At 36.1% G+C, this 26029-nt stretch carries 21 protein-coding genes; 15 read left to right on the top strand and 6 right to left on the bottom strand.

Annotated features, from left to right (window positions below):
- Positions 1-47: 47 nt before the first annotated feature.
- The 4 genes from H4J70_RS15500 (at position 48) to H4J70_RS15485 (ending at position 3548) form a co-directional block, all read left to right on the top strand.
- The gene (locus H4J70_RS15500; RefSeq protein WP_182251413.1) at positions 48-890 is read left to right on the top strand and encodes a hypothetical protein; all 843 of its coding nucleotides are present in this window, start codon (positions 48-50) and stop codon (positions 888-890) included.
- A 122-nt stretch (positions 891-1012) separates the two neighbouring features.
- The gene (locus H4J70_RS15495) at positions 1013-2101 is read left to right on the top strand and encodes a hypothetical protein (RefSeq protein ID WP_182251412.1); all 1089 of its coding nucleotides are present in this window, start codon (positions 1013-1015) and stop codon (positions 2099-2101) included.
- Positions 2102-2138: 37 nt separating this feature from the next.
- Entirely contained in the window at positions 2139-2474 is a 336-nt protein-coding gene (locus H4J70_RS15490) for a hypothetical protein (protein WP_182251411.1), read from the top strand.
- A 27-nt stretch (positions 2475-2501) separates the two neighbouring features.
- Positions 2502-3548 (top strand): hypothetical protein, encoded by a 1047-nt coding sequence (locus H4J70_RS15485; RefSeq protein WP_182251410.1) that lies wholly within the window; start codon positions 2502-2504, stop codon positions 3546-3548.
- A 149-nt stretch (positions 3549-3697) separates the two neighbouring features.
- Here H4J70_RS15485 and H4J70_RS15480 read toward each other — a convergent pair whose 3' ends face one another.
- On the bottom strand, positions 3698-4240 hold the full coding sequence (locus H4J70_RS15480) for a DUF2780 domain-containing protein (protein WP_182213778.1): 543 nt from the start codon (positions 4238-4240) through the stop codon (positions 3698-3700).
- A 541-nt stretch (positions 4241-4781) separates the two neighbouring features.
- Positions 4782-7871 carry a hypothetical protein gene (locus tag H4J70_RS15475; RefSeq protein ID WP_182251409.1) on the bottom strand — a complete coding sequence of 1030 codons (3090 nt, stop codon included), beginning with the start codon at positions 7869-7871 and terminating at the stop codon, positions 4782-4784.
- A gap of 882 nt (positions 7872-8753) precedes the next feature.
- Between H4J70_RS15475 and hemE the strand changes: the two genes are divergently transcribed.
- The 6 genes from hemE (at position 8754) to H4J70_RS15445 (ending at position 18055) form a co-directional block, all read left to right on the top strand.
- Positions 8754-9821, top strand: coding sequence for a uroporphyrinogen decarboxylase (gene hemE, locus H4J70_RS15470; RefSeq protein WP_182222449.1), 1068 nt, complete (start codon positions 8754-8756; stop codon positions 9819-9821).
- Positions 9822-9980: 159 nt separating this feature from the next.
- Entirely contained in the window at positions 9981-12548 is a 2568-nt protein-coding gene (locus H4J70_RS15465) for an EAL domain-containing protein (protein ID WP_182251408.1), read from the top strand.
- A gap of 195 nt (positions 12549-12743) precedes the next feature.
- On the top strand, positions 12744-14402 hold the full coding sequence (locus H4J70_RS15460) for a M28 family peptidase (RefSeq protein ID WP_182213771.1): 1659 nt from the start codon (positions 12744-12746) through the stop codon (positions 14400-14402).
- A 121-nt stretch (positions 14403-14523) separates the two neighbouring features.
- Complete coding sequence (locus H4J70_RS15455; RefSeq protein WP_083278183.1) at positions 14524-15366, top strand: HDOD domain-containing protein; 843 nt, start codon at positions 14524-14526, stop codon at positions 15364-15366.
- A 239-nt stretch (positions 15367-15605) separates the two neighbouring features.
- On the top strand, positions 15606-17030 hold the full coding sequence (locus tag H4J70_RS15450; protein WP_182222447.1) for a sodium-dependent transporter: 1425 nt from the start codon (positions 15606-15608) through the stop codon (positions 17028-17030).
- Between the two features lie 95 nt (positions 17031-17125).
- The gene (locus H4J70_RS15445) at positions 17126-18055 is read left to right on the top strand and encodes a class I SAM-dependent methyltransferase (protein WP_182251407.1); all 930 of its coding nucleotides are present in this window, start codon (positions 17126-17128) and stop codon (positions 18053-18055) included.
- 10 nt (positions 18056-18065) lie between these two features.
- Here the strand turns inward: H4J70_RS15445 and H4J70_RS15440 are convergent, their stop codons facing one another.
- Positions 18066-18680, bottom strand: a complete 615-nt coding sequence (locus tag H4J70_RS15440; RefSeq protein WP_070375724.1) for a LysE family translocator — start codon at positions 18678-18680, stop codon at positions 18066-18068.
- Positions 18681-18728: 48 nt separating this feature from the next.
- Entirely contained in the window at positions 18729-19607 is an 879-nt protein-coding gene (locus tag H4J70_RS15435; protein WP_182222445.1) for a DNA ligase, read from the bottom strand.
- A 135-nt stretch (positions 19608-19742) separates the two neighbouring features.
- Between H4J70_RS15435 and H4J70_RS15430 the strand changes: the two genes are divergently transcribed.
- A complete protein-coding gene (locus H4J70_RS15430) occupies positions 19743-20270 on the top strand; it encodes a hypothetical protein (protein ID WP_182230212.1) in 528 nt (175 codons plus the stop codon).
- Positions 20271-20292: 22 nt separating this feature from the next.
- Here the strand turns inward: H4J70_RS15430 and H4J70_RS15425 are convergent, their stop codons facing one another.
- Together H4J70_RS15425 and H4J70_RS15420 are read right to left on the bottom strand one after the other, a co-directional pair.
- Positions 20293-21000, bottom strand: a complete 708-nt coding sequence (locus tag H4J70_RS15425) for a DUF3581 family protein (RefSeq protein WP_182213764.1) — start codon at positions 20998-21000, stop codon at positions 20293-20295.
- Positions 21001-21111: 111 nt separating this feature from the next.
- Positions 21112-21405 carry a GIY-YIG nuclease family protein gene (locus tag H4J70_RS15420; protein WP_182213763.1) on the bottom strand — a complete coding sequence of 98 codons (294 nt, stop codon included), beginning with the start codon at positions 21403-21405 and terminating at the stop codon, positions 21112-21114.
- A gap of 146 nt (positions 21406-21551) precedes the next feature.
- On the opposite strand from H4J70_RS15420, the gene H4J70_RS15415 reads away from it, so the two are divergent.
- The 4 genes from H4J70_RS15415 to H4J70_RS15400 all read left to right on the top strand — a co-directional run bounded on the left by H4J70_RS15415 (position 21552) and on the right by H4J70_RS15400 (position 25818).
- Positions 21552-22388 (top strand): DUF2797 domain-containing protein, encoded by an 837-nt coding sequence (locus tag H4J70_RS15415; protein WP_182251406.1) that lies wholly within the window; start codon positions 21552-21554, stop codon positions 22386-22388.
- Between the two features lie 192 nt (positions 22389-22580).
- Positions 22581-23426 (top strand): HDOD domain-containing protein, encoded by an 846-nt coding sequence (locus tag H4J70_RS15410; protein ID WP_070375729.1) that lies wholly within the window; start codon positions 22581-22583, stop codon positions 23424-23426.
- Between the two features lie 1184 nt (positions 23427-24610).
- Entirely contained in the window at positions 24611-24841 is a 231-nt protein-coding gene (locus H4J70_RS15405; RefSeq protein ID WP_182251405.1) for a DUF3892 domain-containing protein, read from the top strand.
- Positions 24842-24903: 62 nt separating this feature from the next.
- Positions 24904-25818 (top strand): hypothetical protein, encoded by a 915-nt coding sequence (locus H4J70_RS15400; protein ID WP_182251404.1) that lies wholly within the window; start codon positions 24904-24906, stop codon positions 25816-25818.
- The last annotated feature ends 211 nt before the right edge of the window (positions 25819-26029 follow it).

The raw sequence follows: 26029 nt of genomic DNA, 5'->3' as shown, positions 1-26029 counted from the left end.
GCTTACATAATTTTACGTTTTCAAAAAAATTATAGGAAAGGCGTTAATTGGATATTGCTTATGACAAGTTTTGGGGCAATAGGCCTGAAAAATTCTCTGGCTTGATTAGCGAACCCCAAACGGTATTGAGTTCGCCAGGGGATTTAAACCATAGTGAACTTATTGATAAAATACTCAAATGGGATGAATGGTATTATAGTTTAAATACCTCACCTAAAATCCTTGTATTAGATACACGCACCCAGCGATGGCGCTCTGAAAGTAATGCTGGTAAACCTTCTGGGTTAATGGACTGGGAGTCATTATCAGCCCTACAGCAAGCATTAATCAATGAGCCTAATATTATCATGGTCTCTGCGGCACCTATTTATGGGGTTAAGTTGATTGAAACTATTCAGCGTATTTTTACTTTTTGGGGAAAGCCTTTAGCAGTAGATGCTGAAAACTGGATGGCACACTCTGGCACAGCTAATGTGATGTTAAATATTTTTAGACACAATAAAACACCGCCTAATTTCATTATTCTTTCAGGAGATGTGCACTATTCTTTTGTTTATGAAGTGACTCACCGTTTTCGTCGTAGCAGCTCAAAAATATTACAAGTCACCTGTAGCGGTTTAAAAAATGAATTTCCGGGCGCTTTATTACATACCTTAGAAAGGCTAAATAAATATTTGTATGCGACTTATTCACCGCTTAACTGGTTTACAAAAAGAAGGCGGATGAAGGTCCGTGTGAGAAGGCTTAATTACATTGACTCAGCTAACGATGTAACTTTATTTAATGGCAGTGGTATTGGCTTGTTGACCTTAAGCGAAGATAACCAAACCATCACCACAGAAATCATTACAACAAAAGGAAAAGTTGTTCGCTTTGAGCAACTCTTGTAATACGGCAAAAAGCGACAAGTAACTTGAACTCAATATTGAACAACTATTTGATTAGTTATTGATTAGTTGATACTTTATATTCAGTTTAGACATAAACGTTAATGTAAAATGGAATTTATCTAATGGCTATTTATCAAAGAATTTTTATAGTAGGATTACTTTTTTTACTCGTATCGTGTAGTCCAACGAAACATAGCGAAGCCTTGCAGGCATATCAGCAAGCTAAGCAAGAACTCAACCTCACTCACTCAATCACAGCATTAAAAAAACTGGTTCAACTAAAACCCTCACAATACCAAGCTGAATTAACGCTTGCCGAAAAAGCTCAAGATAAATTAATAGCGGCACAAGTTCACCTTGCTCAGGGCGATTACTATTTAGCTTATCTGTTAAGTCATGATTCTCATCAGCACTTCCCCAGTACCGAAAATAAAAAAGTATTAATACAAGCAGCTAAAAAGTTAGTGCCGATAATAAAAATAATGCAATTTATTAGCGAATCATTTACTAGTCGGCCAACAGATCTACCTGAAATTTATCAGGAATGTCTTAATCGACCTGTTGATGACTGGGACTTAATAAAGATTAATAGCGTGATCAACCAGTTAACGCAAAGTAAAGCCAAATTAACCAAAGCGCTAAGTCGAATAAACAGCAGTGACCTCGAGTCAATACTACCAACAGGGTTTGCATTACAGCGTGGAATTAAAGCCCAACTAACGCTCATTGAGCGCGAGAGAGATTATCTACCTAAGCTCGCTAAGCACCTAAGTGCAAAGTTACTGATAGATTTAAATAAATCATTAACAGATAACACCATCGAACTGTTATCTATGTTTGACTCTGAAACGGCAAAAAGTAATAGCCAAGCCACTTTTATTGGCGCTAGAACAAATTACTCGTCCTATAAAAACCTAGTGGTTAACCTGTCTTTAGCGACAAACTTAGCTTCCGGTGATCGCCATGCAAGTTGGTATCAAGCATGGCAAACTATGGAGAGTGAGGTCCTTGATCCACAAGGTTTATTTTTAAATTATCCTCTTCAAGCAGAGCGAAGAAGTAAAAATATAAACCGCCACATCAATGTTAACGTTACTGAACCTTTACAAGCAAAGGTTGAAAATATTGATATTAATGATTTTTATTTACGCTACCCTGCCATCAATGCACTGACCAAAAAGTTAGTAATTGATAAAGCTATTTTATTATAAATATAAGTTATTCATGAATTATAGCGGAGTTACCTTAATGCACGTTTTTCTAAAAATAGTTACCTTTAGTTGTTTTTTACTCTTTTCCTTGTTTGCTTTTTCAGCCGTTGAGGAAGTCGTACTGCCACCTATTCTTGACTACTATCCTAATTGTGAATACCAAGTCATTAAAGAAACGAGTGTTATTGGTATGGCTAAAGCGCAGCAAATGGCTAAAACTACCAAGAGATTATTAAATCAATTACAACAAAAAGCGATAGATGCTGGCGCCAATGGTGTCATTATCATCGATAAAAAAATAGAAGATATTAACGTTTTAGATGAAAAGGGTGGCCAACAACAAATACGTTTTTTTGCTAAGCTAATTGTGTAGTGTCAACAGAAAAAAGTAGCCGATGAAATGGGCACTCCAAATGTCATCCATCAAAGATTTACCGCTTATAATCATGACGGTGTTAAAGCAAAAAGTATGATGACCTTCAAATTGACTTCTGCTGACTCTAGAGTTGGCCGGCCTGAAGTTATCAATACTGAGGTATCTTTGGCTAACGGTCTTTATGGCGTAAAGTTGGGCGATAGCTATCAACAAGTCATCAAAAAATTTGGTGAGCCTAATGTGCAATTAACCTTGCTGGCTGATGAGTTGATTATAGGTTACGGAAGACACCATTGGTTGCATTTTCAATTGGATAAATTAGTAAAGGTACAAAGTACTTTGCCATATTTATCAGCCAGTATTTTGAATAAAATTCCTTTACTTGATTTTTTTGATGCCAATGCTTGGAAGATCAACAATAAGGTCGGTCGAAAAGCACTTTTAGAGGACGTTTATTCTGCATTAGCATTAGATAAACCTTTAAATGAAAAGAATCAATTAGTCTTAAATAGCCAAAACAAGGTGCTAACACTAAATTTTATTGCCAGTAAAAATTCTCATACCAATGAAAAGAAATATACGTTGGGTGGCTTCTCTATGGAGCAAAGCAACTATAAAGAAAGTCGTATGCTGCCTTTTGATGATCAAGTGATTCAAAACGAGGCAATTACACAGGCGTATTTAGCCCTAGTATCAAACAAAGAGATAAATGTTAATAACCTTGCAGAGCAGCTTGGTGAAGCTAAAGGGCGGATAGTATTGCCAAGAGGGATCACTATCAATCTTTATAACCAACATTTAATGTTAAAGCTAAACGCTACTGAACTTGTTGAAATTCACTTGTTGGAAGAAGTCTTTATAAACGATAACGCTAATTCAAAAGCTATTTGGGCTTTGGGGGATTTTATTCAAGGGGGATCATTTGAACAACTTCAAAAGTCTTTTCCTGACGATGCCTATGAAAGTAATTATGGTATCGAAATACCGTCGGTAGGGTATTCGTTATTTTTGCTCTTTGATGATTATAATAAGGGAAAGCCGTTATATGAAGCGGTAATTAGCGTATATTAATTACAGTCTATAATGAGTCGTTAAAGATCAATATTGAGTCGTTAAAAATCAATATTTGCTAATTTCACTGAAGTTATGTTTTAGTAAACTCAGTAAACTCAGTAAACTCAGTGAAATTAGCTGCAGCGATTAGTCGCTAATAGATCAAGTTACCCGAGTAACTTGCCTAAACCTTGCGTTAATACTTGTTTTGCGTCTTGCCCTTGTGGAGTGTCTAAGTAGCTTTGAGCACTAGATACAAAGCTGCTTATCATTTCTGGATTTAAACCTAATGCTTCAAATTGCTTTTTTATATCATTAATAGACTTTAATGAATCACTGTATTGTGAAGCTTTGTCAAGTAAACCGCTTAAGCCTTTGCCAGAGCTAAGTTCGCTAATATCAGGCATTTGACTAACAAGTCCATCGACACCCGGTAATGATTTAGCTAACTGACTAAACTGTTCTGTTGAAACATTACTTTTTACGTAATTAAAAATAGCACCCATACCGCCAGCTGCTTGTTCAGTATTAACATTTAATGAATTTGTTAATTGTTCAACTAAACCTTCAGTGCTTGGCAATTTTACACTTTGCTCTTCAACTTCGCCCATTCCAACAAAGCTTTTTAAGCTATCAAACCAGCTAGTTTCCTGTGCCATAGCCGAACTGCTTAATGTTGAAATAGTTAATAAAATGATAATTTTTTTCATGGGGGATTTCCGTAATGATTAAAAGTTATTAATAAATTAAGGTAATTGTACGACATTTTACAGCTTAATAGGAGCAAATATATCGGTTAAATTGTTAGAAATTCACAACCAAAGAATAAGTTTTGAAGAGAGTTTAACTATTTATACAAGCGTGTTTATTCTTTACAGGACTTAACCATTGCCTATGTTCATAATACCTATTGACGCGATATTTTTTTTGGCAATGTAGCAGTAGCACGACCAAACTTTTTATTGATATCAACGAATTTCAATCGTGCTTTTTTAGCGCCTTTTTCAGTACCGTCTTTGGCAAAACGGTAATCATGAAATATTTGTTTTATCTGTTGGCTATATTTTGGGGTTAATATGAATTTTATTACTGGGGATGTAAACGGGTGTAGTGGTGTGATTATACCTTGTAGTAGCTATAAGGTATTTTTATAAGAGGATAATACTTGCACATTGCAACGGTTTATAATGTAAAAAGCCCCTTGAAACATTAATTATTATAAGGGGCTGGTCAAATTTTTAAAGTTTTATTTTACTCTTTAAAACGTCGGCGTAATCTAAGTATCAGTAGTACATAGATAACTATATAATAGTGAATAACTCCACCACTGCTTTTACTTTTTGTGGTGGCTTCATCACTAGCTCCATTATCAACAATTATATTATTAGCACTACGTGTCGAGTCTGTAGGATATGAATCAAACCAGTCATTTACTCCGTCATTATCATCATCTGTATCGGCTATGTCACCGATACCATCGTCATCTTTATCAGCCCATTCTGTAGCATCTAAAGAAAATAAATCTAACGAATCCTCGATACCATCATTGTCGTCATCATTATCAAAGTTATCACCAACATTATCATTGTCGGTATCAATGTATTCATCTAAATGGAGAGGAAACATATCTTCATCATCTGATATTCCGTCATTATCGAAATCGTCTCCTTTTAGTTTTGCCGTTACATAAGGGCCTCCAAAACCTGGGCCGTAGTAGAAGATGATTTCACTTTCTTGACCAATAAATATACGATTTTGAGCTTCAACTATTTTTGCTGGAAAATTCTCACTAGAGCCAGCAAGTTCTTGCCTTATTAATTCAACAGTATCTCCTTCCAAAGAAATTCGCTTTAAGTCTTGATAATAATCTTCTAAATATACTCCCGAAAAGTCAGTGATATAAAAATCATCACCCGTAAATGCATTAACTGTAAAGTCATTATCATTAATGATGGGACCTTTTGTTTTAGTTCCTAACATTGTCCCATCAGAAACCCATAATCTATTATTTCCTTGTGAATCGATAGAACCATAAATTATTTTTTCATAATCAGGTGTTGAGTGAAGGGTAGACATGTAATTACTTTTACCTTCAAATTCTTTCAATACAATCATTGGCAAAGTGCCATCTACAGTACCGTCACTACCCCAAATAGTCTTACCATATACAAATGATACCCCCTCTTTGAATCGTATTAATGTATCAATATAAAAATCACTTGCCTTTTTTATAACCTGACTTATTCCATTTGGCTGCCAATACCATAAATTTGTGAAGTCAGAATTGGTTGCTATAAAAATCCCTTGAGAGGTTGCTATCATGTTTTCTATATAATAGTTCGCTTCTTCACCGCTTGCAGACAGTCTAAATACTTCGCCAGTACCAGCTATTGTTCCATCAGTTTTAAATATTGCGGTACGTAAAGGTAAATACTCTTTAACCAGAATAATTAAACTAAAATAAACCTCATCTTGAAAGGTGACTATATTTCCGATTATTTCAGGATGTACAGAAGTTTTAGGTAAATTAGTTATGGGCATTGTTCCATCAACAGTCCCATCACTTACCCATAATTGACAACTCCATAAGTCACCGTTAACAACAGGGGCTTGGAAAAAGTATTTATTACCAGCAATGGCCATTTTTCTATTAGATAAATCATAATTAGCACATTGTCCCAATATATCTGTAATTACTGGGGTAACTTTCTCGCTTTGATAGTCATAAAAATCTAAGTGATATTCGCCTGCTCTGAATTCATGCTCCCTCCACCAATATTGACCTCCGTCAACAGTAATTATTTTTGCTAACCTGTTCTTTGGATATTCCCATTGAGGAACTTTAGAACTACGCATAGTCACAGGGTCTGTCTTCCAAAGCTCTTGCTCAGTATGCTCACTGATTATTCCATCAAACTCTCCGTACCATGTCTTTTTCATAGAATAAAAAACATCACTGCCGTTACTTACTATGGGTCCTTTTTGTACCTTAGTTTGGCCATAACCTATATCTTTTGCTATTAATGTTCCTCTAATCGTTCCATCAGTACGCCATAGCTCACTTCCATGTTCTTCAGTAAAAGAAGGAAAGTAAAAGTCGTTATTTAAGAAGTGCGAAGAATTAAGATCCCATAGACTTTTTTCAATCCCAGGGGATTTAAGCTTAATAGTTCCTACTGTCGTACCATCACTTACCCAAATTTCATTTCTAGGTTCTCCAGTTATGGGATCGTTCACCAATAGAATTACTTTGTTACCTTTGCCACCAATAATTTTGTATGTAGCGTAAGGAGAACCTCCAAAATCAAAAATTTTACGAGGTGTATCAACTTTAATATCAACGGCTATTAATTTATGATCGCTTATAAAATAGATCGTATCATTCAATACAATTAGGTTAGTATTTATAAAGTAGGAACCTAAATCTATTGTGGTTTTAGTACCCTTCCCCTTGTTCTCAATAATCGAAATATCTGATGGGCTAGTTACAATAATAGAATCACCAAAACCGATACTGTCTAATGCCGTTGGTGCTATCGGATAAGTACCTTCATTTGTACCATCACTAAACCATATTTTATCGGCGGCATTAAATTGAATTCCACTTGGACTGATAAAAATGTCATATGCATTTAGTTGGGTTGTTGCAGACGAAATAATGGATACTTTATTATTACTAATAGACCATATTCTTGTATCTTTTTCAGATGATTCAGCAATTAGAAACAGTCTATTGTTCGATACAACAAATTTTCGAGGTAAGTGATAACATATGTTTCCTTCACACAATTCAACTTTAGACGTTCCTTCAACAGTTCCGTTAGAGCGCCAAAGGTCGCTTTTGGAATTTTTATTGTCTATTAGAGGAAAGTAGACGTAACCATCATAACTTGCCATTTGATTGCCAAAATTATCAAGCCTACTATGCCTAAATGAATTAAGTTTAATTTTGTTTAAACCAAAGAAATCTACAGAAAAAAGGCCTTCAAAAGTAAAGTATATAATGCGATCATCTAGAATTGCATACGGTTGAGTTTTCTCAAAGGCACTATTTGTAATGCCATTAATGACTAGATTTACACTATTGTCCCTTGAGTCTAGTCGCCAGAGAGTATTGTAGCCATATGCTGGTAATGCGGTTTGGCTTTTATTGTTTAAAAAAGGTTGATTAAGAAAAAACAAATAAGGTCCATGTTCCTTAAAAAAAGTAGGTACACTTGATTCGCTTCTTGAAAGTTCTCGGGTTGTGTCAACTTCAAAAACTTGTTGCGGTGCAGCAAATGTTTCAATTGAAATCAGTATCGCAATAACTCCCAACATGTGAGAAAGAAATTTTTTCATTAATTAATCCTTTAAAATCTTGTTTTTATTTGTGTGTCAGAGCCCAAATAAAGGTAGACCCGCAATTGAATTAGCTTCGTTTATGATTTCTACGTTTTAAAAACGAAACGAGTAAACATAAAATATTACTAAAAAGTTACATGGATGTAATAAAAGTGATAAATCAAAATAACATGAATGATTCATTAAACAAATAAAAGGAACATTTATATGACAATAATGAATGTAAATTTAGGCTTTAGGTCATCGTAAAGAACCTTTACTTTTTGAACTCTATTAATGTTTTCCTAATTTATTTTAGTTTTTTATATAGTCACGAAAAAATTTAGAAAATTCTTTTAAATGCCAAATATAAATCCCTTTTTTTACTCTGGAGATGCCAGCTAGGGATACTTTTTTTGGGAAGGGATCCTGTTTTATTAAGTCCGCATAAAGTGATAGTTCCATATCGTAACTCTAAATGTAGTGTTTCTTTAAAGCCTGCTAATCTTAATGTTTTTCTTTAGGCAATAAAAAAGCCTTACAAAGTGTAAGGCTTGAATTGCTCGCTGTAGGTCTAGTTTATACTAGCTTCTTTTTAGTTATTTCTTTTATTATTATTATTTTTATTTGTGTACTTCTTTAACGCGGGGCAATTTATAACAAAGCGAAAAAGCTAACGCAACAACTTTAATAGAGCATTTATACCACGATTTTTTTCGTATAAAGTAACTTTTGTTACAATTAATTATATTTATTGAAATTAAGTGACTGATTACTAATCGCTTATTGTTTTTATATCATAAATAGATCTAATTATTACAGCAACGAATTGATTTAGAACATAGACCCAAAAAATTGCTAATGGTAGAATGCGCGCATATAAAAATGGGAAGATACTTCATGACTGAATTAAAAAACGATACTTACTTACGCGCGCTTTTGCGTCAGCCTGTAGATTACACACCAGTATGGATGATGAGACAAGCAGGGCGTTACTTACCTGAATACCGTGAAGTTCGCAAAAACGCTGGCGATTTTATGTCGGTATGCCGCGATGCTGATCTTGCATGTGAGGTTACCATTCAGCCGTTACGTCGTTTTCCGCTTGATGCCGCCATTTTATTTAGCGATATTTTAACTATTCCTGACGCTATGGGCTTAGGCTTGTATTTCGAAACAGGGGAAGGGCCGAAATTTGAGCGTCCTATTACCTGTAAAGCTGATGTAGAAAAAATAGGCATACCCGATCCAGAAGTAGAATTACAATATGTAATGAATGCGGTACGTACTATTCGTAAAGAATTAAAGGGCGAAGTACCTCTGATTGGTTTTTCAGGTAGTCCATGGACATTAGCGACTTATATGATTGAAGGAGGTAGTTCAAAAGCCTTTACCAAAATCAAAAAAATGATGTTTGCTGAGCCAAAAACATTACACATGCTATTAGATAAGTTAGCGGATTCAGTGATTTCTTATTTGAATGCACAAATTGCTGCCGGCGCGCAATCTGTTATGGTCTTTGATACATGGGGTGGTGTGTTATCACCACGTGATTATAACGAATTTTCATTACAGTACATGGCTAAAATTGTTGATGGTTTAACTCGTCACAATGAGGGGCGTAAAGTACCGGTAACCTTATTTACTAAAAATGGCGGTATGTGGTTAGAGTCTATTGCGGCAACTGGTTGTGATGCAGTAGCGCTTGATTGGACCATAGATATTGAAAATGCTAAAGCCCGTATTGGCGACAAAGTTGCTTTACAAGGTAATATGGATCCTTCAATGCTTTACGCGCCATTACCTCGTATTGAGCAAGAAGTTGACAAAATTCTTGCCGGCTTTGGTGACGGTGGTACTGGACATGTCTTTAATTTAGGTCATGGTATACATCCTGATGTGAATCCAGAACATGCGGGCCACTTTATAGAATCAGTACATCGTTTAAGTAAGCCTTACCATAAGTAATATATTAATAGTTAAGCAATAAATTATAAAGGAGCCTTGTGCTCCTTTATAATAATGAGCTAACTCATTGCTAGTATTTTATTTCATCTAGTGGATATTTTGCTTAAATATCGTCATTATATAGAGTAAATTTATTACTCTCACCCCAAGTTGTAATGTATGACAGACCCTTTAAATAACGAACTTGATAAGCTGAACGAGAGCGATAGCTTGCTAGCAAAGGAAGCCATTTCTTTGCTAGACAAATACCGTAAGCTCGAAGATCGTTATACTGCACTTTTTAAGTTAAACCAGTTATCTCATGACTGTGCAGATTTAAGTATGTTTTATGGTCAAGTTCACCAATCCATTGCATCAGTGATGAGAGCTGAAAATTTTTATATTGCCCTTTATGACCAAACCCTTTCAACGTTAGAGTTCGTTTATGATGTGGATGAAAAAGATGATTATCCTCTAGGTAAGTCACCCCTTGAAGCATTTGAAGGTTCTATGACTTGCTATGTTATTGAAACGGCTAAACCACTCTTGGCGACCCCTGAAATTGTGACTGAATTAGAAACTAATAATTCAATCAAACGTATTGGCTCCGATAGCACTGACTGGCTTGGTGTACCATTACTTAATGATGGTGTTGTTATTGGCGTTATGGCCGTACAAAGTTATTCCGAAGCACTCCGTTACCAAGTCGATGACCTTGAGCTAATGGAATTTACCGCTCAGCATATAGTTACCGCTATGACCCGTTTACACGACCATGAGCGTTTACAAAATGCGGTAAATTCTCGCACTCGCGAATTAATGAAGCAAATTAGAGAACGAGAAAAATCAGAACTATTGCAAGAGTCACTTTTCAAAATATCAGAGTTAACCAACGATGCTACGCTCCATATTGATGAATTTTATTCGATGGTTCATAATATTGTTGGTCAGTTAATTAACGCACAAAACTTTTATATTACTAAATATGAACAACATTCAAAAACACTAACTTTTGTTTATTATTTAGATCAAAACTCTACCAATGCAGCCGTCGACTCGCAGCCTAGGGTATTAGGGAATGGCTTTACCGAATATATTATTCGTACCGGTGAAACTCAATTACTTAATTACCCGAAAATGTATGCCTTGTATCAACAAGGTGAGACAAAAGAGCCACAAATAGAAACTAAATCTTGGCTGGGCGTGCCATTAATACATTCAGGTGTAGTGTTGGGAGCAATGGTCTTACAAAGTTATAATTTAGCAACAACCTTTACCGAACAAGATGCCGAGCTATTGAAATTTGTTTCTCAGCATGTTGCATCAGCGATTCAAAGACGTGACATATTAGAAGTTGAACGACAGTCTCATATCCTTCTAGAGCAGCAAGTTAAGCTGCGAACTGTGGCATTAGAAGACGAAATCAAGCAAAGAAAACAAGCTGAAGAGAAGTTACAACATACGGCGTCGCACGATATTCTAACCGGTTTACCTAACCGTACTTTATTTATTAATTTATTAAACCACGCTATCGCCTGTCATAAACGAAAAGCAGATCTTAAATTTGCTGTGTTGTTTTTAGATCTTGACCGTTTCAAAGTCGTTAATGATAGCTTAGGCCACCATGCCGGTGACTTACTTTTACAAGAAATAGCCAAAGAGTTAAAAGTACTGGTCAGAGACAAAGACACTGTTGCTCGATTAGGTGGTGATGAATTTGTTATCTTGATTGAAGACCTCGAATCTAATCATGAAGCTTATGATATTGCGCAACGTATCACTGATTTTTTAGCGACGCCCTTTACTATTGAAAATCAAAGTATTTTTATTGGCACAAGTATTGGCGTGTTGTTTAATAATGAACGTTATGACAGTGCTGATATTATGCTCAGAGATGCTGATACCGCCATGTATCATGCAAAAGATAAAGGTAAGGGACGTTATGAAGTGTTTGATTCTAGTATGCAGAAAAAAGTGCAACATGCCCTGGAATTAGAAGCCGATATTCGTGATGGAATAGCCAATAGTGAATTTTCTCCTTACTTTCAACCTATCGTTGATTTAAAAACTGAAACTGTTGTTGGTTTTGAAGCACTGGCGCGTTGGCAGAGCAATAAGCGTGGTTTTGTTTATCCCGATGATTTTATCCCGTTAGCTGAAGAAACGAATTTAGTCATGGCGATTGATTTTCTTATTCTGGAAAAGTCTTGTCTACAGTTAAAACAGTGGGAAGCAATCTGTGGTCGTAACGATTTATATGTGAGCTGTAACCTCTATGGTAATCACTTTTTTAGTGCAACCCTGCCCGCAGATATTGAAGAAATAATTCAACGTGTGGGCATTAAACCTAGCCAACTAAGAGTCGAATTAACTGAGCGTGCTTTATTAGAAAATAGTGATTTAGTGCTAGAGAATATGAATACTTTAAAAGTGCTAGGCGTTAAAATTCTGCTTGACGATTTTGGTACCGGTTATTCAAGTCTTAGCTACTTACATCGTTTTCCTATTGATGTGCTGAAAATTGATCGCTCATTTATTAACAACGCTCATGAACATGATAATCATCAAGCAATCATAAAAACAATTATAGATTTAGCTACTAATTTGAATATGGGCACGGTTGGAGAAGGTATTGAAAACTTAGCCGATGCCGAACTACTAACGGCTATGGCGTGTCGGTATGGCCAAGGCTATTATTATGCTAAGCCTATGGCTGCGGCTGATTCTGAAAAATATTTACTCAAGTAGTTTATCTAAATAATACCACCACACCTTATTGGTATTAACAGTACTTTTTCCTTTGACCTGTCAGGTTTAATTGCCATTAGTGTTAACCAATAACTTTGTCACTATACTAGCGTTTTATTTTTACAATCATTATAGTGACGGTCGATATAAATCTACCGATCTTAAAAAAAATTAAGTCATAATATGAAAAAACCAATGAAATTTAAATTAATAGCCAGCGTAAGTTTATTAACTATCGCATTCTTATCTGCGTGTGGACAAAGCGAAAAAGCAACGACAACTGTTGCCGAAAAAGCACCACAAGTTAATGAAAACAATATTCGAGCTCACATAGAATTTTTAGCCGACGATACATTGTTAGGCAGAGATACCGGCAGCGATGGTTACCAAATTGCGGCTAATTACGTAAAGTCATACTTCAAGCAATTAGGTTTAACGCCTATGGGTGAGCAAGCAGGATTTGAGCAGCAAGTTACTTTTCGTAAAGCGTTTCTTGAAGAAAATAGTGCTAAGTTATCGGTAATCAATAGCGATGGTGAAGTTGCGCTCACATTTAAAGATGCGTTTATTATGTCGGGCGACAGTACATCGACAGAATCGGCTATATCAGCGGAAACTGTTTTCATTGGTTACGGCGTTGTTTCTGAAGATTTTGGTTATAACGACTATAAAGATATTGATGTTGAAGGAAAAGTTGTTGTCGTCTTAACAGGCCGTCCAGACGATTTACCTTCAGAAGAAGGCGCTCATATTGGCTCGGGTAGTGAAAAATTAAAAAATGCTGTTAAAAATGGTGCTGTTGGTTTTATCACGATTCATACGCCAAAACGCGATGCAGTACGCACCTTTACTAAAACGGCTAGTTATGCCGATGCACCAAGGCTTAACTGGTTAGATAAAGACGGAATACCTTTTGGTAAACATCCCCAGTTGAAAGGCGGAGCTTATATCAGTGCCGAGTCTGCAGCGGCTTTATTTGTTGGTGCTGAGCGAACCTTAGCGGATATACTTAGCGACGATACAAACAATGTTGCCATTAAAGGTTTTGCATTAAAATCAACCGTTGAAATGGCCAGTAAAAGTCGTCATGAAGAGATCACTAGCCCTAATATCATTGCTGCTATTGAAGGAAGCGATCCAAGTCTAAAAGATGAGTATGTTGTTTTTAGTGCGCATCTTGATCATATCGGTCTTAGTAGTCATGGTGATGAAGAAGATAAAATCAATAATGGTGCGCTTGATAACGCTTCAGGCGTTGCAATACTATTAGAAACTGCGCGTTTGTTATCGGCTATGCCTGAAAAGCCAAAGCGTTCTATTTTGTTCGTGGTGGTAACGGCTGAAGAAAAAGGCTTATTAGGATCTAGTTACTTTGCAACAAACCCAACGGTACCTACATCAAAAATGGTCGCCAATGTTAATTTAGATATGCCATTAATTTTATATCCGTTCGCCGATATTATTGCTTTCGGTTCTACACACTCAAGTTTAGGGCCTATTGTTGCGAGTGCTGCCGAAAAAATTAATTTATCGTTAAGTGACGATCCTATGCCAGAGCAGGCGTTATTTACTCGCAGCGATCATTACAGCTTTGTAAAAGCTGGTATTCCATCTGTATTCTTAATGACGGGCTTTAAATCTAAAGATCCTGAAATAGATGGTGGTGCGGTATTTGGTGATTTTCTTAAAAATCATTATCATCAGCACAGTGATGAAATAACCTTACCTATTCGTTACGATGCCGCGGCAAGTTTTGCCGAAGTGAATATGATGATAGGTTTAGAAATTGCTAACGGTGATAAGCGTCCAACTTGGAACCAAGGTGATTTTTTTGGAAAAACTTTCGCTCAGTAAAACACCTCAATAGAAAATATAAAAACGCAGTGATGAAGATCACTGCGTTTTTTTTGTTTTCTGTTTTAAAGCAACAAGCTACACTATTAATATTATTCTATAAAAAATGATTGATAACCCAATGGATGCTCACCAATATGCGCTTCAAGCCAATGGCTCTTTTGCGCTTCCCGATGCCTGCTTTAAAATTAAAGCCTTAATGGACAATGAAGATTCAAGCATTGAAGACTTTGCTAATGTGATCAGTGTCGATCCTTCGATGACTTCGCGTTTATTACAAATAGCAAATAGTGCGATTTATAGTTTTCCTGGCGAAATAAGTACTATTTCACGTGCCATTACCATTATAGGTACGCAAGCTATTTATAACATGATGTTAGTGGATGTTGCGGCAACCGCTTTTAAGCATTTTTCAAATCAGGCTATCGATTTAAAACGCTTCTGGCGAATGAGTATCTTTTGTGGCTTAGCGACTAAAAACTTAGCCATTAAAGCAGGTATACGAGATATTGAACGGCTTTTTGTTGCCGGACTCTTGCAAAATTTTGGTGAATTGATTGTCGCAAAAATAACCCCTGAGATTGCAAAAAAATGTGAAAAATATTCAGCAGAACAATTGCCTTGGGTATTACAAAAGCAAGCCTTGGGTTTTACTTATACTGATATTTCTGCCGAACTGTTAAAGATATGGCAAATACCTGAAAAAATCATTTTACCGATCCGTCACTTTAATGAAGCGAAAACTATTCAAATTAATAAAGATGTCAAGGTACTCTATTTAGCATCTCGCTTAGCTTTAGTTGATAGTCACCCTGATCAGTTTGATTATGATGATAGTGTTGATGAAAGCTTATGCGCGAATTTAAATATTTCAAGTGATGATTTAGCTCAGGCAATAGTGTTTGCGGCAGAAGAAGCGGAAAATATTCTTACTATTATGAATGGTGGGCTCTTCTCAAAATAGCAAAACGGGGCTGTACAGAAGCGTATCTTGCTAAATATATTATTTTTATCGTCTGTTTTTCAATGGCTTGGCTGGTTGTTGTCTAAGTGCAACTATATTTATACACTTAATTACTAATACCTTCGTTCTAAAAGAAGACATTAATTATAAAGCCTGCTAGCATCAGGCAATTCTTTTTTTCGTATAGTTAATAAACTATACAAAATATGCCCTACAAATAATTATAATTAAGGACATTTATGAGCGCATCGAGAGAGCAGTTTAGCTCTAAACTTGGATTTATTTTGGCAGCAGCAGGTTCTGCTGTTGGTATTGGCAATTTAGTTGGCTTTCCAGTAAACGCAGCTAAAAATGGGGGTGGCGCATTTTTAATCATGTATGCAATATTCGTATTTTTAATTTGTTTACCGGTAATGATTGCAGAAATGGCCGTTGGTCGAAAAACCCAAAAAGAACCTGTTGGCGCCTACAAAGCGTTAAGTGGCGGCAGTAGAGGTTGGGGTATCGCTGGTATATTCGGTGTATTAACTCCCTTTATGATTGCGGTTTTTTATATGGTGCTAACGGTCTGGATTTTTGGCTATGTTGCATTAACACTCGCGGGTAAATTAGATTACTTAGCCAGTGGCAATGGTTTTGGTGAGTTCATCAACAGTCCCTATTTATTTGTTGCTATGTTTGCCGTAGCGGCTATTGTCAACTTCATCTTAGTGGCAGGTGTCAAAGAGGGCATAGAAAAAGCGGCAAAAGTTTTAATGCCAACATTATTTGTGATGTTGTTAATTATGGTGGTTTACGTCTTAACACTAGAAAATGCTTTTGCTGGTGTGAAATTCTTTATTGTTCCTGATTTTGATAAAATTACTCCTTCAGTCATTAATGGCGCATTGTCACAAGCCTTTTTCTCGCTATCACTCGGTATGGGGATTTTAATTACTTACGGTTCATATATTAATAATAAAACCGACATAGTTAATTCTGCAAAACTGGTTGCACTAACCGACACCGCTGTTGCCTTTACTGCGGGTTTAATGATTTTACCTGCAGTGTTTTCATTCAACCCGAATGTTAACCCAGCGGAATTAAGTGACAGCTCAGTCTCATTGATCTTTACTTTTTTACCTAAAATATTTTTAGCATTACAAGTGTCGCTTGGTTATATTGGTGCGAGTGCTGTTGCGGCATTTTTCTTCCTGTTGGTCTTTTTTGCTGCAATAACATCACTGGTATCGATTATTGAAGTACCCGTTTCTTACTTAGTGACTGAAAAGAAACATAGCCGCAGAAAAGCTTTATCAATTTTAATGATTGTTGGTGGCGCGCTAACAGTCTTTGCTATGGTCTCTTTTGGTATGGTGTCATTCTTTACTGAATTTACCAGTTATGCTGGGGGCACACGTTCATTCTTTGACGTGGTTTATGATATTTTCTACGATACTATTTTACCGTTAAACGGCTTTTTATTATGTGTTTTCGTTAGCTATCGTTGGAAAAAGCATAACTTGTCAGAAGAGCTGGCTATTGGTAACGATACCTATAAAGGCTCTTGGGTAGAAAAGTACGTTAACTTTTCATTAGGCACTTTTATTCCAGTCATTGTCTTGGGTATTTTCTTGAATACGGTGACACAAAAATTCTTTGCTTTTAGTATTTTTGGATTTTAGTTTATTAATCTAGACTAAACAGGCAAACGATTTGAACGTAAAGCCGCATAATTTGTTATTATGCGGCTTTATTTTTGGCCATAAAAAATTAAGTTATGAATTCAACGCTTCAAACACATCTTCAACCTATTTTAGTCCGTCTTCAAAATGAAAATAAGCTCGTCGATTGTCAGCGATTATTTCACGGTCGTGGTCATGCTTACCCTGGCTTAACCCATGTTAATGTTGATTGGTTCTCACCCGTTGTGCTTATTACGCTTTACCAAGAGGTTGAAGAGGCTTGGTTAAGTGAACAAGTTATCGTGATCCAACAGTTGCTACCACAATGTCTATCTATCCAAGTGCAGTATCGCAGCCGAAAATTTTCGCCAAGTGAAGTACTCTGGGGAGAAGAGATCACCGCATTAAACGCACAAGAACATGGTTTGCAATATCACCTTAGTTTGGGGAAGGCACAAAATTCTGGACTGTTTCTTGATATGAGTAATGGCCGCCAGTGGGTCAAAGATAACAGTGAAGGTAAAAAAGTGTTAAACCTTTTTGCCTACACCTGTGCTTTCTCTATTGCTGCCATCGCCGGTGGTGCAGAGCAAGTCGTTAATATTGATATGAGTAAAGGCGCTTTATCAACAGGACGTGAAAACCATAAACTTAATAAGCAAGAGGCGAGTAAGGTAAAATATGAAGGTGTCGATATATTTAAGTCTTACGGCAAGTTAAAAAAATATGGTCCTTATGATTTATTAATTTGCGATCCACCTTCATTCCAAAAAGGGAGTGTCAATATCGAGCGAGATTACCAGAAAATTATTAAACGTTTGCCGGTATTAATGGCAAATAATAGTGATGTTATACTCTGTTTAAACTCCCCTGATTTAAGTGAAGACTTTTTGTTAGCTGAAGTTGCTAGAGAGTGCCCTCAGTGTCAATTTCAGCATCGTATTGATAACCCTGAGGTGTTTGTTGAGGCTGAAGCAGGTAAGGGCTTGAAGGTACTTTATTTTCGATATATTGAAATGTCTTAATAAGCCAGACTTAGCTAATCACTATTCGTGCTGCAAGTAATATCAAAAAGCTGCCGGTTACCTTGTCAACAATATGGCTGTTTTCACGTAACTTACTAATGATATTACCGCGCGATAGTGTAAAAGTTACTAGGCAATACCATAAAGCATCAATGCTGCCTACGGTGGCGGTCATTATTACTTTTTGTTCACTGCTGGCATCTCCTGCTAAAAACTGGCTAAATAATGCGAGAAAGAAAATAGCAAGTTTAGGATTTAAAAAGGCAATTAAAAAGCCATCTCGCCAGCCATTTACCTGTGTTTTTGCCGCGGAGTCATCTTGAGAAAATACTTGGTTATTTTTTTTACTTAATAATGATTTTACCCCCAAGTAAAGTAAAAAAGCAGCGCCTGCATATTGAATAATACTAAATATTAAAGGCGATTTAACGATAATTACCGCTATGCCTGTTGCTGTAATCGCCGCGTAAAGTGCAACGCCTAAACCGTGACTAATCGCCGTCGCATAACCTTGTGGTGTTCCGCCAGCGAGGGTGTTTTTGATGACTAATGCTAAACTCGGGCCTGGTGATAAAGCGCCCATCATACAAATAACCACAAAAGATAACCATAAGTGAAATTCCATTAATTATTATTCTCTTTTTTAAAGGATTGAATCGTAATTTTGTCTATTTTACTGGCTCAACGCTAAGGTACGCACACGTAAAAAGCTAGCAAATTTTGGCACACCTCGCGCTGTTTTACCAATGTATTTAAAGGTAATTGTGCTACCAATCTTTGGTGGGTTTTTACGTTGTTCGTCAGTAAAACCACTACCAATTTTAAAGAGTAAGCCTGACTTCATTTTTACTCTTATCGATCCCATCATATTTTTGTACTTGCCTTTACCTGCGATATAAGCAACAACGATCGCTTCACTATCATCATATTGTTTTAATTTTATCAGGTCTTGGCTTCTCCCTATTTTATAATAGGCGGCTTGATGATGTAGCATCAGTCCTTCCCCGCCTTTTTCGACCACGTCTGCTAAACGTTGATTCAATATCGCAATTGAGTTTACTTTCTCTTGTTTTATGATTTGCCAATAGTGATTGTCAGTTGTTGCCATCTCAGCTTTCATTTGCTTAATACGCTCACTAAAAGTACCTGAATGCTTGGGTAAATCAAAAACCATAAAGCGTATTTTCTGCCAACAACTTATTGTGATTTGCTGTTGGGGGGCATGCTTTCTAACACAGCTGCTGATCTTTTCAAATTCAGCACGCTTGCTCCATAGTTCGCCATCAAGATAGGTTAATGGCCAACCTTGAGTAAACCATTTTGGCGCATGGATAAGATTACCGCCACGGGTTAATAAGTTTTTACCGTTCCAATAACCTCGAATACCGTCAAGTTTTTCACTAACAAAATATTCGCTGATCTTTATCGGGGTTTTACTCTCTACTTTATAAGGCGTAGCCAGCTGAATTTTTGGTAACTCTGAGGTGTAGCCTTGTGGCCAAAGGATAAAACTGGTGAATATGGCAAAATATTTTAAGGTGAATATTTTCAAAATTGAACATCCTTGCTCATTTCTCGATAGGTTTTAGTATAGAAGTTTTTATTGCGATTGCTAATGTAATGTTAATTAAATGTACTAAGCTGTTAATGCTAGTTGTTGTTTTATTGCGAAGTTCAAGGAGGAGCTATGTATAAAGTACATTTTAAACTTTTTTTTATAAGTATGACTTTAATTTTTTCTCAGCAAAGCTTTGCTGGGAAAAAACACTGTCAGCGCTATGAAGATAAGTTAGCTAATATTCAGTCTCAGCAAAGACAAGGTCATAGTGTAAAACGAAGTGAACGTTTGAAAAAACAAGAAGAAAGTGCTCGAACAAAATGGTGGCAATGTCAACAAAGTCGATTAAAAAAGCCCATAGTAAATAAGCAAAATAAACAGAAAAAAAAGCCGATAAAAATATCTGTTAAAGGTCAGCAGTTATCGAGAAGTTCAGCTAGTGATATTAAAGAAAACCGTATAGATCCCTTCGAAACCTCAGCTGCGCTGGTCTTAAAATCTCGCTATCAAGGAGAAAAGTTGCGAGCATGGCTGGAGTACTATCAACAGCCAAAGCAATGCTCGCGACCTAAAACAATTAAAAAGTTTGCTTTTTGTGTGGAAAACAGAAGAACACAACAGCTAGCGTTTGATAAAATGATGTTAATAAAATTTTAACTAGCATCATCTTATTAAGGGGTTATTTTAAGTACTGCGCTTTTTTATCATTGTAATGATTAACGAGACTATCAATAGTGGTTTGGTCATAATCTCTTAAGCCACTGAGTAACATGTGCTTTTTACCATGACCAATCACTTTGCCATCAGCGACTAAGTCAAAAGGCAAGGTTGCTTTACCCCGTTTACCGTCAATGAGTAAGCTAGGCGTCGTTAATTGCAATTGCACGTCGGCAAAATCAACTTCATCTAAATGAATAAACATATTCTCGTACATCACCATTGGACGTGTTGGGTTGATCATGACATTTTTTTCAAACATCAATTTCACTAAAATATGTGGAAAAGTATGGCCAGAGAACTCAACGTAGGCGCGGATCAAAGCATCGATCGATTGACGGTTAGTTGTACACTGTCCTGAAGCCTCTATTTTCATATATTCTTTAGCATTATCATCAAGAATACTTGCTGATTCGACAATTTTTTCAGGAAAATTGAGTTTAATGCCATCGGTCACCATACCTGAAAAAGTAAAGCCCATATTTTGTGATAAACCTGACTTTTCTAGCACTAATGAAAAAAGTAAATCACCTGGCACGCAAAAACGTTTTGCATCGGCATCGTGCAGCGGATTGAAATCATCGGCAACTATTTTAGCGAAATCGCTACCTTGCTGACGAGAAAAACTAATTTGATTGTTTGTAATATTACAGTAACGTTCTAGAAACATTTTGCATACATCTATTATGTGAAAACCGCCGTATACTAGCAGTTACTTGTCGATAAATGGAAATTATCTAATAAAAGTAATACTAAGCAGACCAGTACTGTCAGGGCTTTTCTAAAAAATTATTGGCTTAAAGTTTTTCACTAAGGTCTCTTTTTTAAGCTTAGTAAACTTCTTTAGTTGATATTCGCGCTTGCAAGCGAGTTGACGATTTTCTTGGGGCTCAGCGTAAACTAATTCGACCGGCCGCCGAACCCGCGTATATTTAGCCCCTGTTTTATTACAAGTATTATGCTCACCTAAACGGCGAATTAAGTCGGTAGTAATACCCGCGTATAAACTGTTGTCTGCACAACGTAAATAATAAACAAACCAAGTTGGCTTGGCGGTTGGTTCTTTTTTTTGCATACAAGTTGGCTTGGCTGTAAAGGTTTTGCTGATATAACAATAGTATCGCAATTTTTGTTGCTGAAATCGATAAAAAGCTGGCTGTCATTTACAGAGTTTTATACCATGCCCTATAAATTTCTCCATCAAACATACCGAGACAATAAATGACCCATTACGATGCAGGTGCTTTGAGTAAAATGACTGCTCAGTTAGATGAAAACGGACTCGTTCATTACCAATTACCTATAGGCGATCAGCTCATTGATATGAATGCGTTAATTGGGAAAAATATTACTTTAGATTACCAAGGTAAAATAGCGTGTCGTCATTGTGCAAGAGTAACCAAGAAAAGTTATTCGCAAGGTTTTTGTTATCCGTGTATGCAAAAGCTCGCTCAATGCGATATGTGTATTATGAAACCAGAAACTTGCCATCATGCTCAGGGGACTTGTCGTGAGCCTGAATGGGGCGTAAAAAATTGCATGGTTAATCATTATGTTTATTTAGCGAATACCTCTGGCATTAAAGTTGGCATTACTCGCCATACTCAAATACCCACCCGCTGGATTGACCAAGGTGCAACACAAGCTTTAAAACTATTCAGAGTAAGTACACGCTTACAATCGGGTTTAGTTGAAATAGCACTGGCTAAGTTTATTGCCGATAAAACAAACTGGCGAGCTATGTTAAAAGGTGCGGGTGAAATGGTTGATTTAAAAGCGAAAGCACAAGCATTACTACCTGAAATTGCAGCACAGTTAGACGATATTAAATTACGCTTTGGTGAAGACGCCGTTGAATTACTTGACGAACCAGTAGTCAATTTGAACTTTCCTGTTGAACAGTACTTAGAAAAAATCGGCTCTTTTAACTTTGATAAAACCCCCCAAGTCTCAGGATTATTGCAAGGGATAAAAGGCCAATATCTTATTTTTGATAAGGGGGTTATTAATATTAGAAAATTTGGCTCTTACCAAGTTGCCTTAACCGTTGAAGACTAATTAGACTTTTTCTGAAAATAAGTCACTTATTATTAATATAGTGTCTATACTTGAGTAAAATTTAGGTTATTGCTAATACCTTGTATATTATTGAAAAACTGAGCCATCAGCGGGTGTTAGCTTTCAATTTATTTGCTGAGTGTTTTATTTTTATATAAAAACAACCCTATATTTCTTGTTAGGATTTTTGTTATGAATGCTGTTGAATACGCCGAACAGGCGAGTGAAATATTTGTATTGTCGGATTCTTTTATCCGCATTAAAGAGTTAATTGATAACGAATCATCAACTATTGATGATATAGCGGATGTTATTTTACTTGATCCCGCCTTGTCAGCGACTATTTTAAAGCTCTCAAATAGCTCTTTTTTTAACTATCCTGGTAAAATAGACACTATTTCTAAAGCGGTTTTAATCTTGGGTATTACCGAAGTTTACAACTTAGTTATTGCTTATTTTACCACTGATGCCTTTAGAAAACTAAAAGCCAGTCCCGAATATTTAGATGACTTTTGGGAGCGTAGTGTTGACTGTGCATTAACGGTTAAATTTTTAGGCACTAAACTAAACGTACCTAATGCGGAACGATTATTTATTTTAGGTTTGCTGCATAATTTAGGCGAATTAGTCATACATCAATTTATGCCTGAAAAAGTAGAACAATGTAAGCATATTAATTCAGATGAATTGCCTTGGACTAAACAACTACAAACACTGGGTTTTTCCTACGCTGACATTACCGCTGAATTATTAAAACAATGGCAACTTCCTTACAGCTTGATTGAACCTATACGTTATCAAGATGAAGAGGAGTTTCAACATAGTACCGACGAAACTAAGTTACTTTATATTGCTAAACGAATAATGACACTGAACCACCAATGCAAAAGTCATTGCCAAGCCGATGTCATTAGTGATGAAAAACTCGATGCGTTATCAGTGCAACAAGAGCTGTTGCGTGATGCCAGCGACTTCTGTGATATGGAACGTTTAAGTATCCTTGCTGTACTTAACCCAAGTGCCTCTATGCTTTATTAACCGCTATATCTTTTGATATAATAACTGTGGGTGAGGGCAGTGATCTATTTAGCAATAGCTTTTCTTTGCTGAGCTAACCTCATCTCATTTTTTATTACACTTACCTTGTCTGCGCAGCTAATACACTCATTAATCATGAGTTGTCACCGAGTAATAAACCTCTTAGATAGCAGAACTGTCTTTGCCATCCTTGCTAATTAACCTTTCCTTGCCTAACACCGCTAATAGTTTTATTTAACAAACGGGACTTCCTTGCATGCTAATTAATGATCACCGCCACTTAAGTTGAGAATCTCAGGCAAGTGACAGCCTTAATATTCAATGAATTGCAATTCCCCCATATTCTTTGACTGCCATTTAACTTGAGAATTGTTCACATTACTGCCTTATAGATTGAGATTTATTACATTATGAGATCGCATACATTACACAAACAAAAGTATGCTAAGAAGAAAAAGCAATATCTAGCTGTTTTTTTGTGGTTATCACTACCATAGGAGCGTATTAGGGGGATAACTTTATATAAATGTATTATTTAAGAGGTAAGTTCTTGCCAGATTATATGAACCTAGGTAAAGGTTTTATACTTTATTTTGATAGCCAACTAAGCCAATATTGCACTTTAGAGGCCATGAGTACGCAAAAAATGCACGTACTCATGTACTCAGAGTCACAATGACTTTACTTAATCTAATCTAACCGTCGCAAAAGCCATCAGCAGTCATACACTTTTGAATTATTAACGATCACTAAGTGCGCATACCCGACATTAGCCTAAGATGTTTTGCGATATATTTTCTAATGCTTAATAACTAAAGAGCTTGAAACAATTAAATGCTTTTTTGTATGTATTTTAGCCGCAACCCTTCAGAGGGTCTGAGGTTCGATTTATGGGTACTTTCTTTGATTTACATGTAACACTGTATATTCATACAAAAAGATACCTTAAATCGGATTACAGGCTTTCTTCATTAAGTATAACTTGTTATAATGTTGATATTCAGGCAAAAAAAAAGAACACTCAAATACTACGCCAATAGTATCTAAAAGTTCTTTTTCTAGGGTATTAATGTCTTTGCTCTGAATAAAATCTTGTCTTATAGACAAGAAACCGTTATTCCGAACAAATTCTAGTTTATCTGTCTTCACTATTCAATATAAAACAACCCTTAAAGGGGGAATTTATGACAAATAAACGTAAAATAGTAGATGCAAAAGCAGATAGTAAAGGTAATATTTCAGCTGTAAAACTTGAAGGGAACTCTAATTGGACAAGCATAAATAAAGCAAAAGAAATGACTAAGAATAATGTCGTTGATGCTGTTTATGTAAACCCGTCAAAATCTTCTGACTATATCAGGCAGCGACCTGATAAAAGTAAGTCTAATAATTTAGATGATTTAGCAGGTTTATAATTATTGTTGCGAAGGCAGCTAATAATGGCTGCCTTTAATTGTTCTTTTACAAGGAATATCAAATGAAGTTTTCAGGTAAATCTGTACGTTCATTAGCCAAATTAATAAAAGTAGCTGGTTCTGCCAGCAAAGTTAGACTTACTGTTAATCTTAGTGGTCTTTCAAAAGAATTATTGTTGAAATTAGGGTTCAATGAAAAACCTAGTGTTGGCGATTATTTGGTTCCATCAGTGTTAGGTAAATATACAAGTTTCAATGTCAACGGAGCTGTTAAGATTCGAAAGGATCTACCTTTAGAGCCTGAGTCTGTTATGTTTCACAGTTCTTCAAGAGACTGGCATGGTGGGATACATTCTGGAATTAGAACAAGAACTATAGACAAATACCCTCGTGAGAACATTCCAGCCCCTTCTGAAACCTTTGAGATAATAACAATTAATGGAAACTCATTTATTTCTTCGGCTGAAATAGACCTTAATGATGGGGACGAAACAAGAAATATTCATTTAACTAATATAATGCTTGAATGTTTTTCGGAGTTTGAAATATATGATCTAGATAAAGAAGAGATCGTAGGTCCACGATTAAAGCGATTGCAGTGGGATATTTTACCGTCAGGTGAATGCCCTTGGAGCAAAGCTAAACCTATTATATTAAAAAGAACAGAGCATCTAAAAGACAATGATAAAAAAGTAATTGAGCACAGAATGAAAGTTATCTCTAGAAAAAACCCCGATTTCTTGGCTACAGGGCGTGCTGGATTTAGCGGGTACTTTGTTTACGGCTTTAAAGATCTAGATGTGTATGTTCTAGAAAGTATGGAGCTTGATAATGCAACTTATGTATTTAATAGTGAATGGGAAACTATATCAAAATTGACAAAAAGCCAAATAATTAATAGTGATTTGCCGCATAATCGAATTATTCATAATAAAAAATGGAATTTTTCTGTCGGGCGTGCAATATCAGGCAATTGAATATAGAAAAACTTTCTGGGTAAACCATAGATACACAAACTAATGAAAATTTGATTGTTAGGATTAGGGCCTAATGTCTCGAAAGTGCCTTGAGTTCAAATGGTCAATGCAATGCTATCCTTAAACAAAGGAGCGCAGCTATGAAAAGAAGAACTCGTATTATCTATACTGCTCAGCAAAGAGCTTTAATGTGGGAAAAATACCAACAAGG

Source organism: Colwellia sp. BRX8-9 (genome assembly GCF_014077245.1).
Lineage (GTDB): Bacteria > Pseudomonadota > Gammaproteobacteria > Enterobacterales > Alteromonadaceae > Colwellia_A.
This window is presented reverse-complemented; position numbering and strand designations above follow the sequence as displayed.

Bases quoted from the DNA above. Each gene is read 5' to 3' on its own strand.
- H4J70_RS15480 (WP_182213778.1), bottom strand. From the start codon at position 4,240: ATGAAAAAAATTATCATTTTATTAACTATTTCAACATTAAGCAGTTCG.
- H4J70_RS15415 (WP_182251406.1), top strand. From the start codon at position 21,552: ATGACCCATTACGATGCAGGTGCTTTGAGTAAAATGACTGCTCAGTTA.
- H4J70_RS15425 (WP_182213764.1), bottom strand. From the start codon at position 21,000: ATGTTTCTAGAACGTTACTGTAATATTACAAACAATCAAATTAGTTTT.
- H4J70_RS15405 (WP_182251405.1), top strand. From the start codon at position 24,611: ATGACAAATAAACGTAAAATAGTAGATGCAAAAGCAGATAGTAAAGGT.
- H4J70_RS15475 (WP_182251409.1), bottom strand. From the start codon at position 7,871: ATGAAAAAATTTCTTTCTCACATGTTGGGAGTTATTGCGATACTGATT.
- hemE (WP_182222449.1), top strand. From the start codon at position 8,754: ATGACTGAATTAAAAAACGATACTTACTTACGCGCGCTTTTGCGTCAG.
- H4J70_RS15465 (WP_182251408.1), top strand. From the start codon at position 9,981: ATGACAGACCCTTTAAATAACGAACTTGATAAGCTGAACGAGAGCGAT.
- H4J70_RS15430 (WP_182230212.1), top strand. From the start codon at position 19,743: ATGTATAAAGTACATTTTAAACTTTTTTTTATAAGTATGACTTTAATT.
- H4J70_RS15455 (WP_083278183.1), top strand. From the start codon at position 14,524: ATGGATGCTCACCAATATGCGCTTCAAGCCAATGGCTCTTTTGCGCTT.
- H4J70_RS15400 (WP_182251404.1), top strand. From the start codon at position 24,904: ATGAAGTTTTCAGGTAAATCTGTACGTTCATTAGCCAAATTAATAAAA.
- H4J70_RS15495 (WP_182251412.1), top strand. From the start codon at position 1,013: ATGGCTATTTATCAAAGAATTTTTATAGTAGGATTACTTTTTTTACTC.
- H4J70_RS15490 (WP_182251411.1), top strand. From the start codon at position 2,139: ATGCACGTTTTTCTAAAAATAGTTACCTTTAGTTGTTTTTTACTCTTT.
- H4J70_RS15485 (WP_182251410.1), top strand. From the start codon at position 2,502: ATGGGCACTCCAAATGTCATCCATCAAAGATTTACCGCTTATAATCAT.
- H4J70_RS15420 (WP_182213763.1), bottom strand. From the start codon at position 21,405: ATGCAAAAAAAAGAACCAACCGCCAAGCCAACTTGGTTTGTTTATTAT.
- H4J70_RS15440 (WP_070375724.1), bottom strand. From the start codon at position 18,680: ATGGAATTTCACTTATGGTTATCTTTTGTGGTTATTTGTATGATGGGC.
- H4J70_RS15410 (WP_070375729.1), top strand. From the start codon at position 22,581: ATGAATGCTGTTGAATACGCCGAACAGGCGAGTGAAATATTTGTATTG.
- H4J70_RS15450 (WP_182222447.1), top strand. From the start codon at position 15,606: ATGAGCGCATCGAGAGAGCAGTTTAGCTCTAAACTTGGATTTATTTTG.
- H4J70_RS15445 (WP_182251407.1), top strand. From the start codon at position 17,126: ATGAATTCAACGCTTCAAACACATCTTCAACCTATTTTAGTCCGTCTT.
- H4J70_RS15460 (WP_182213771.1), top strand. From the start codon at position 12,744: ATGAAATTTAAATTAATAGCCAGCGTAAGTTTATTAACTATCGCATTC.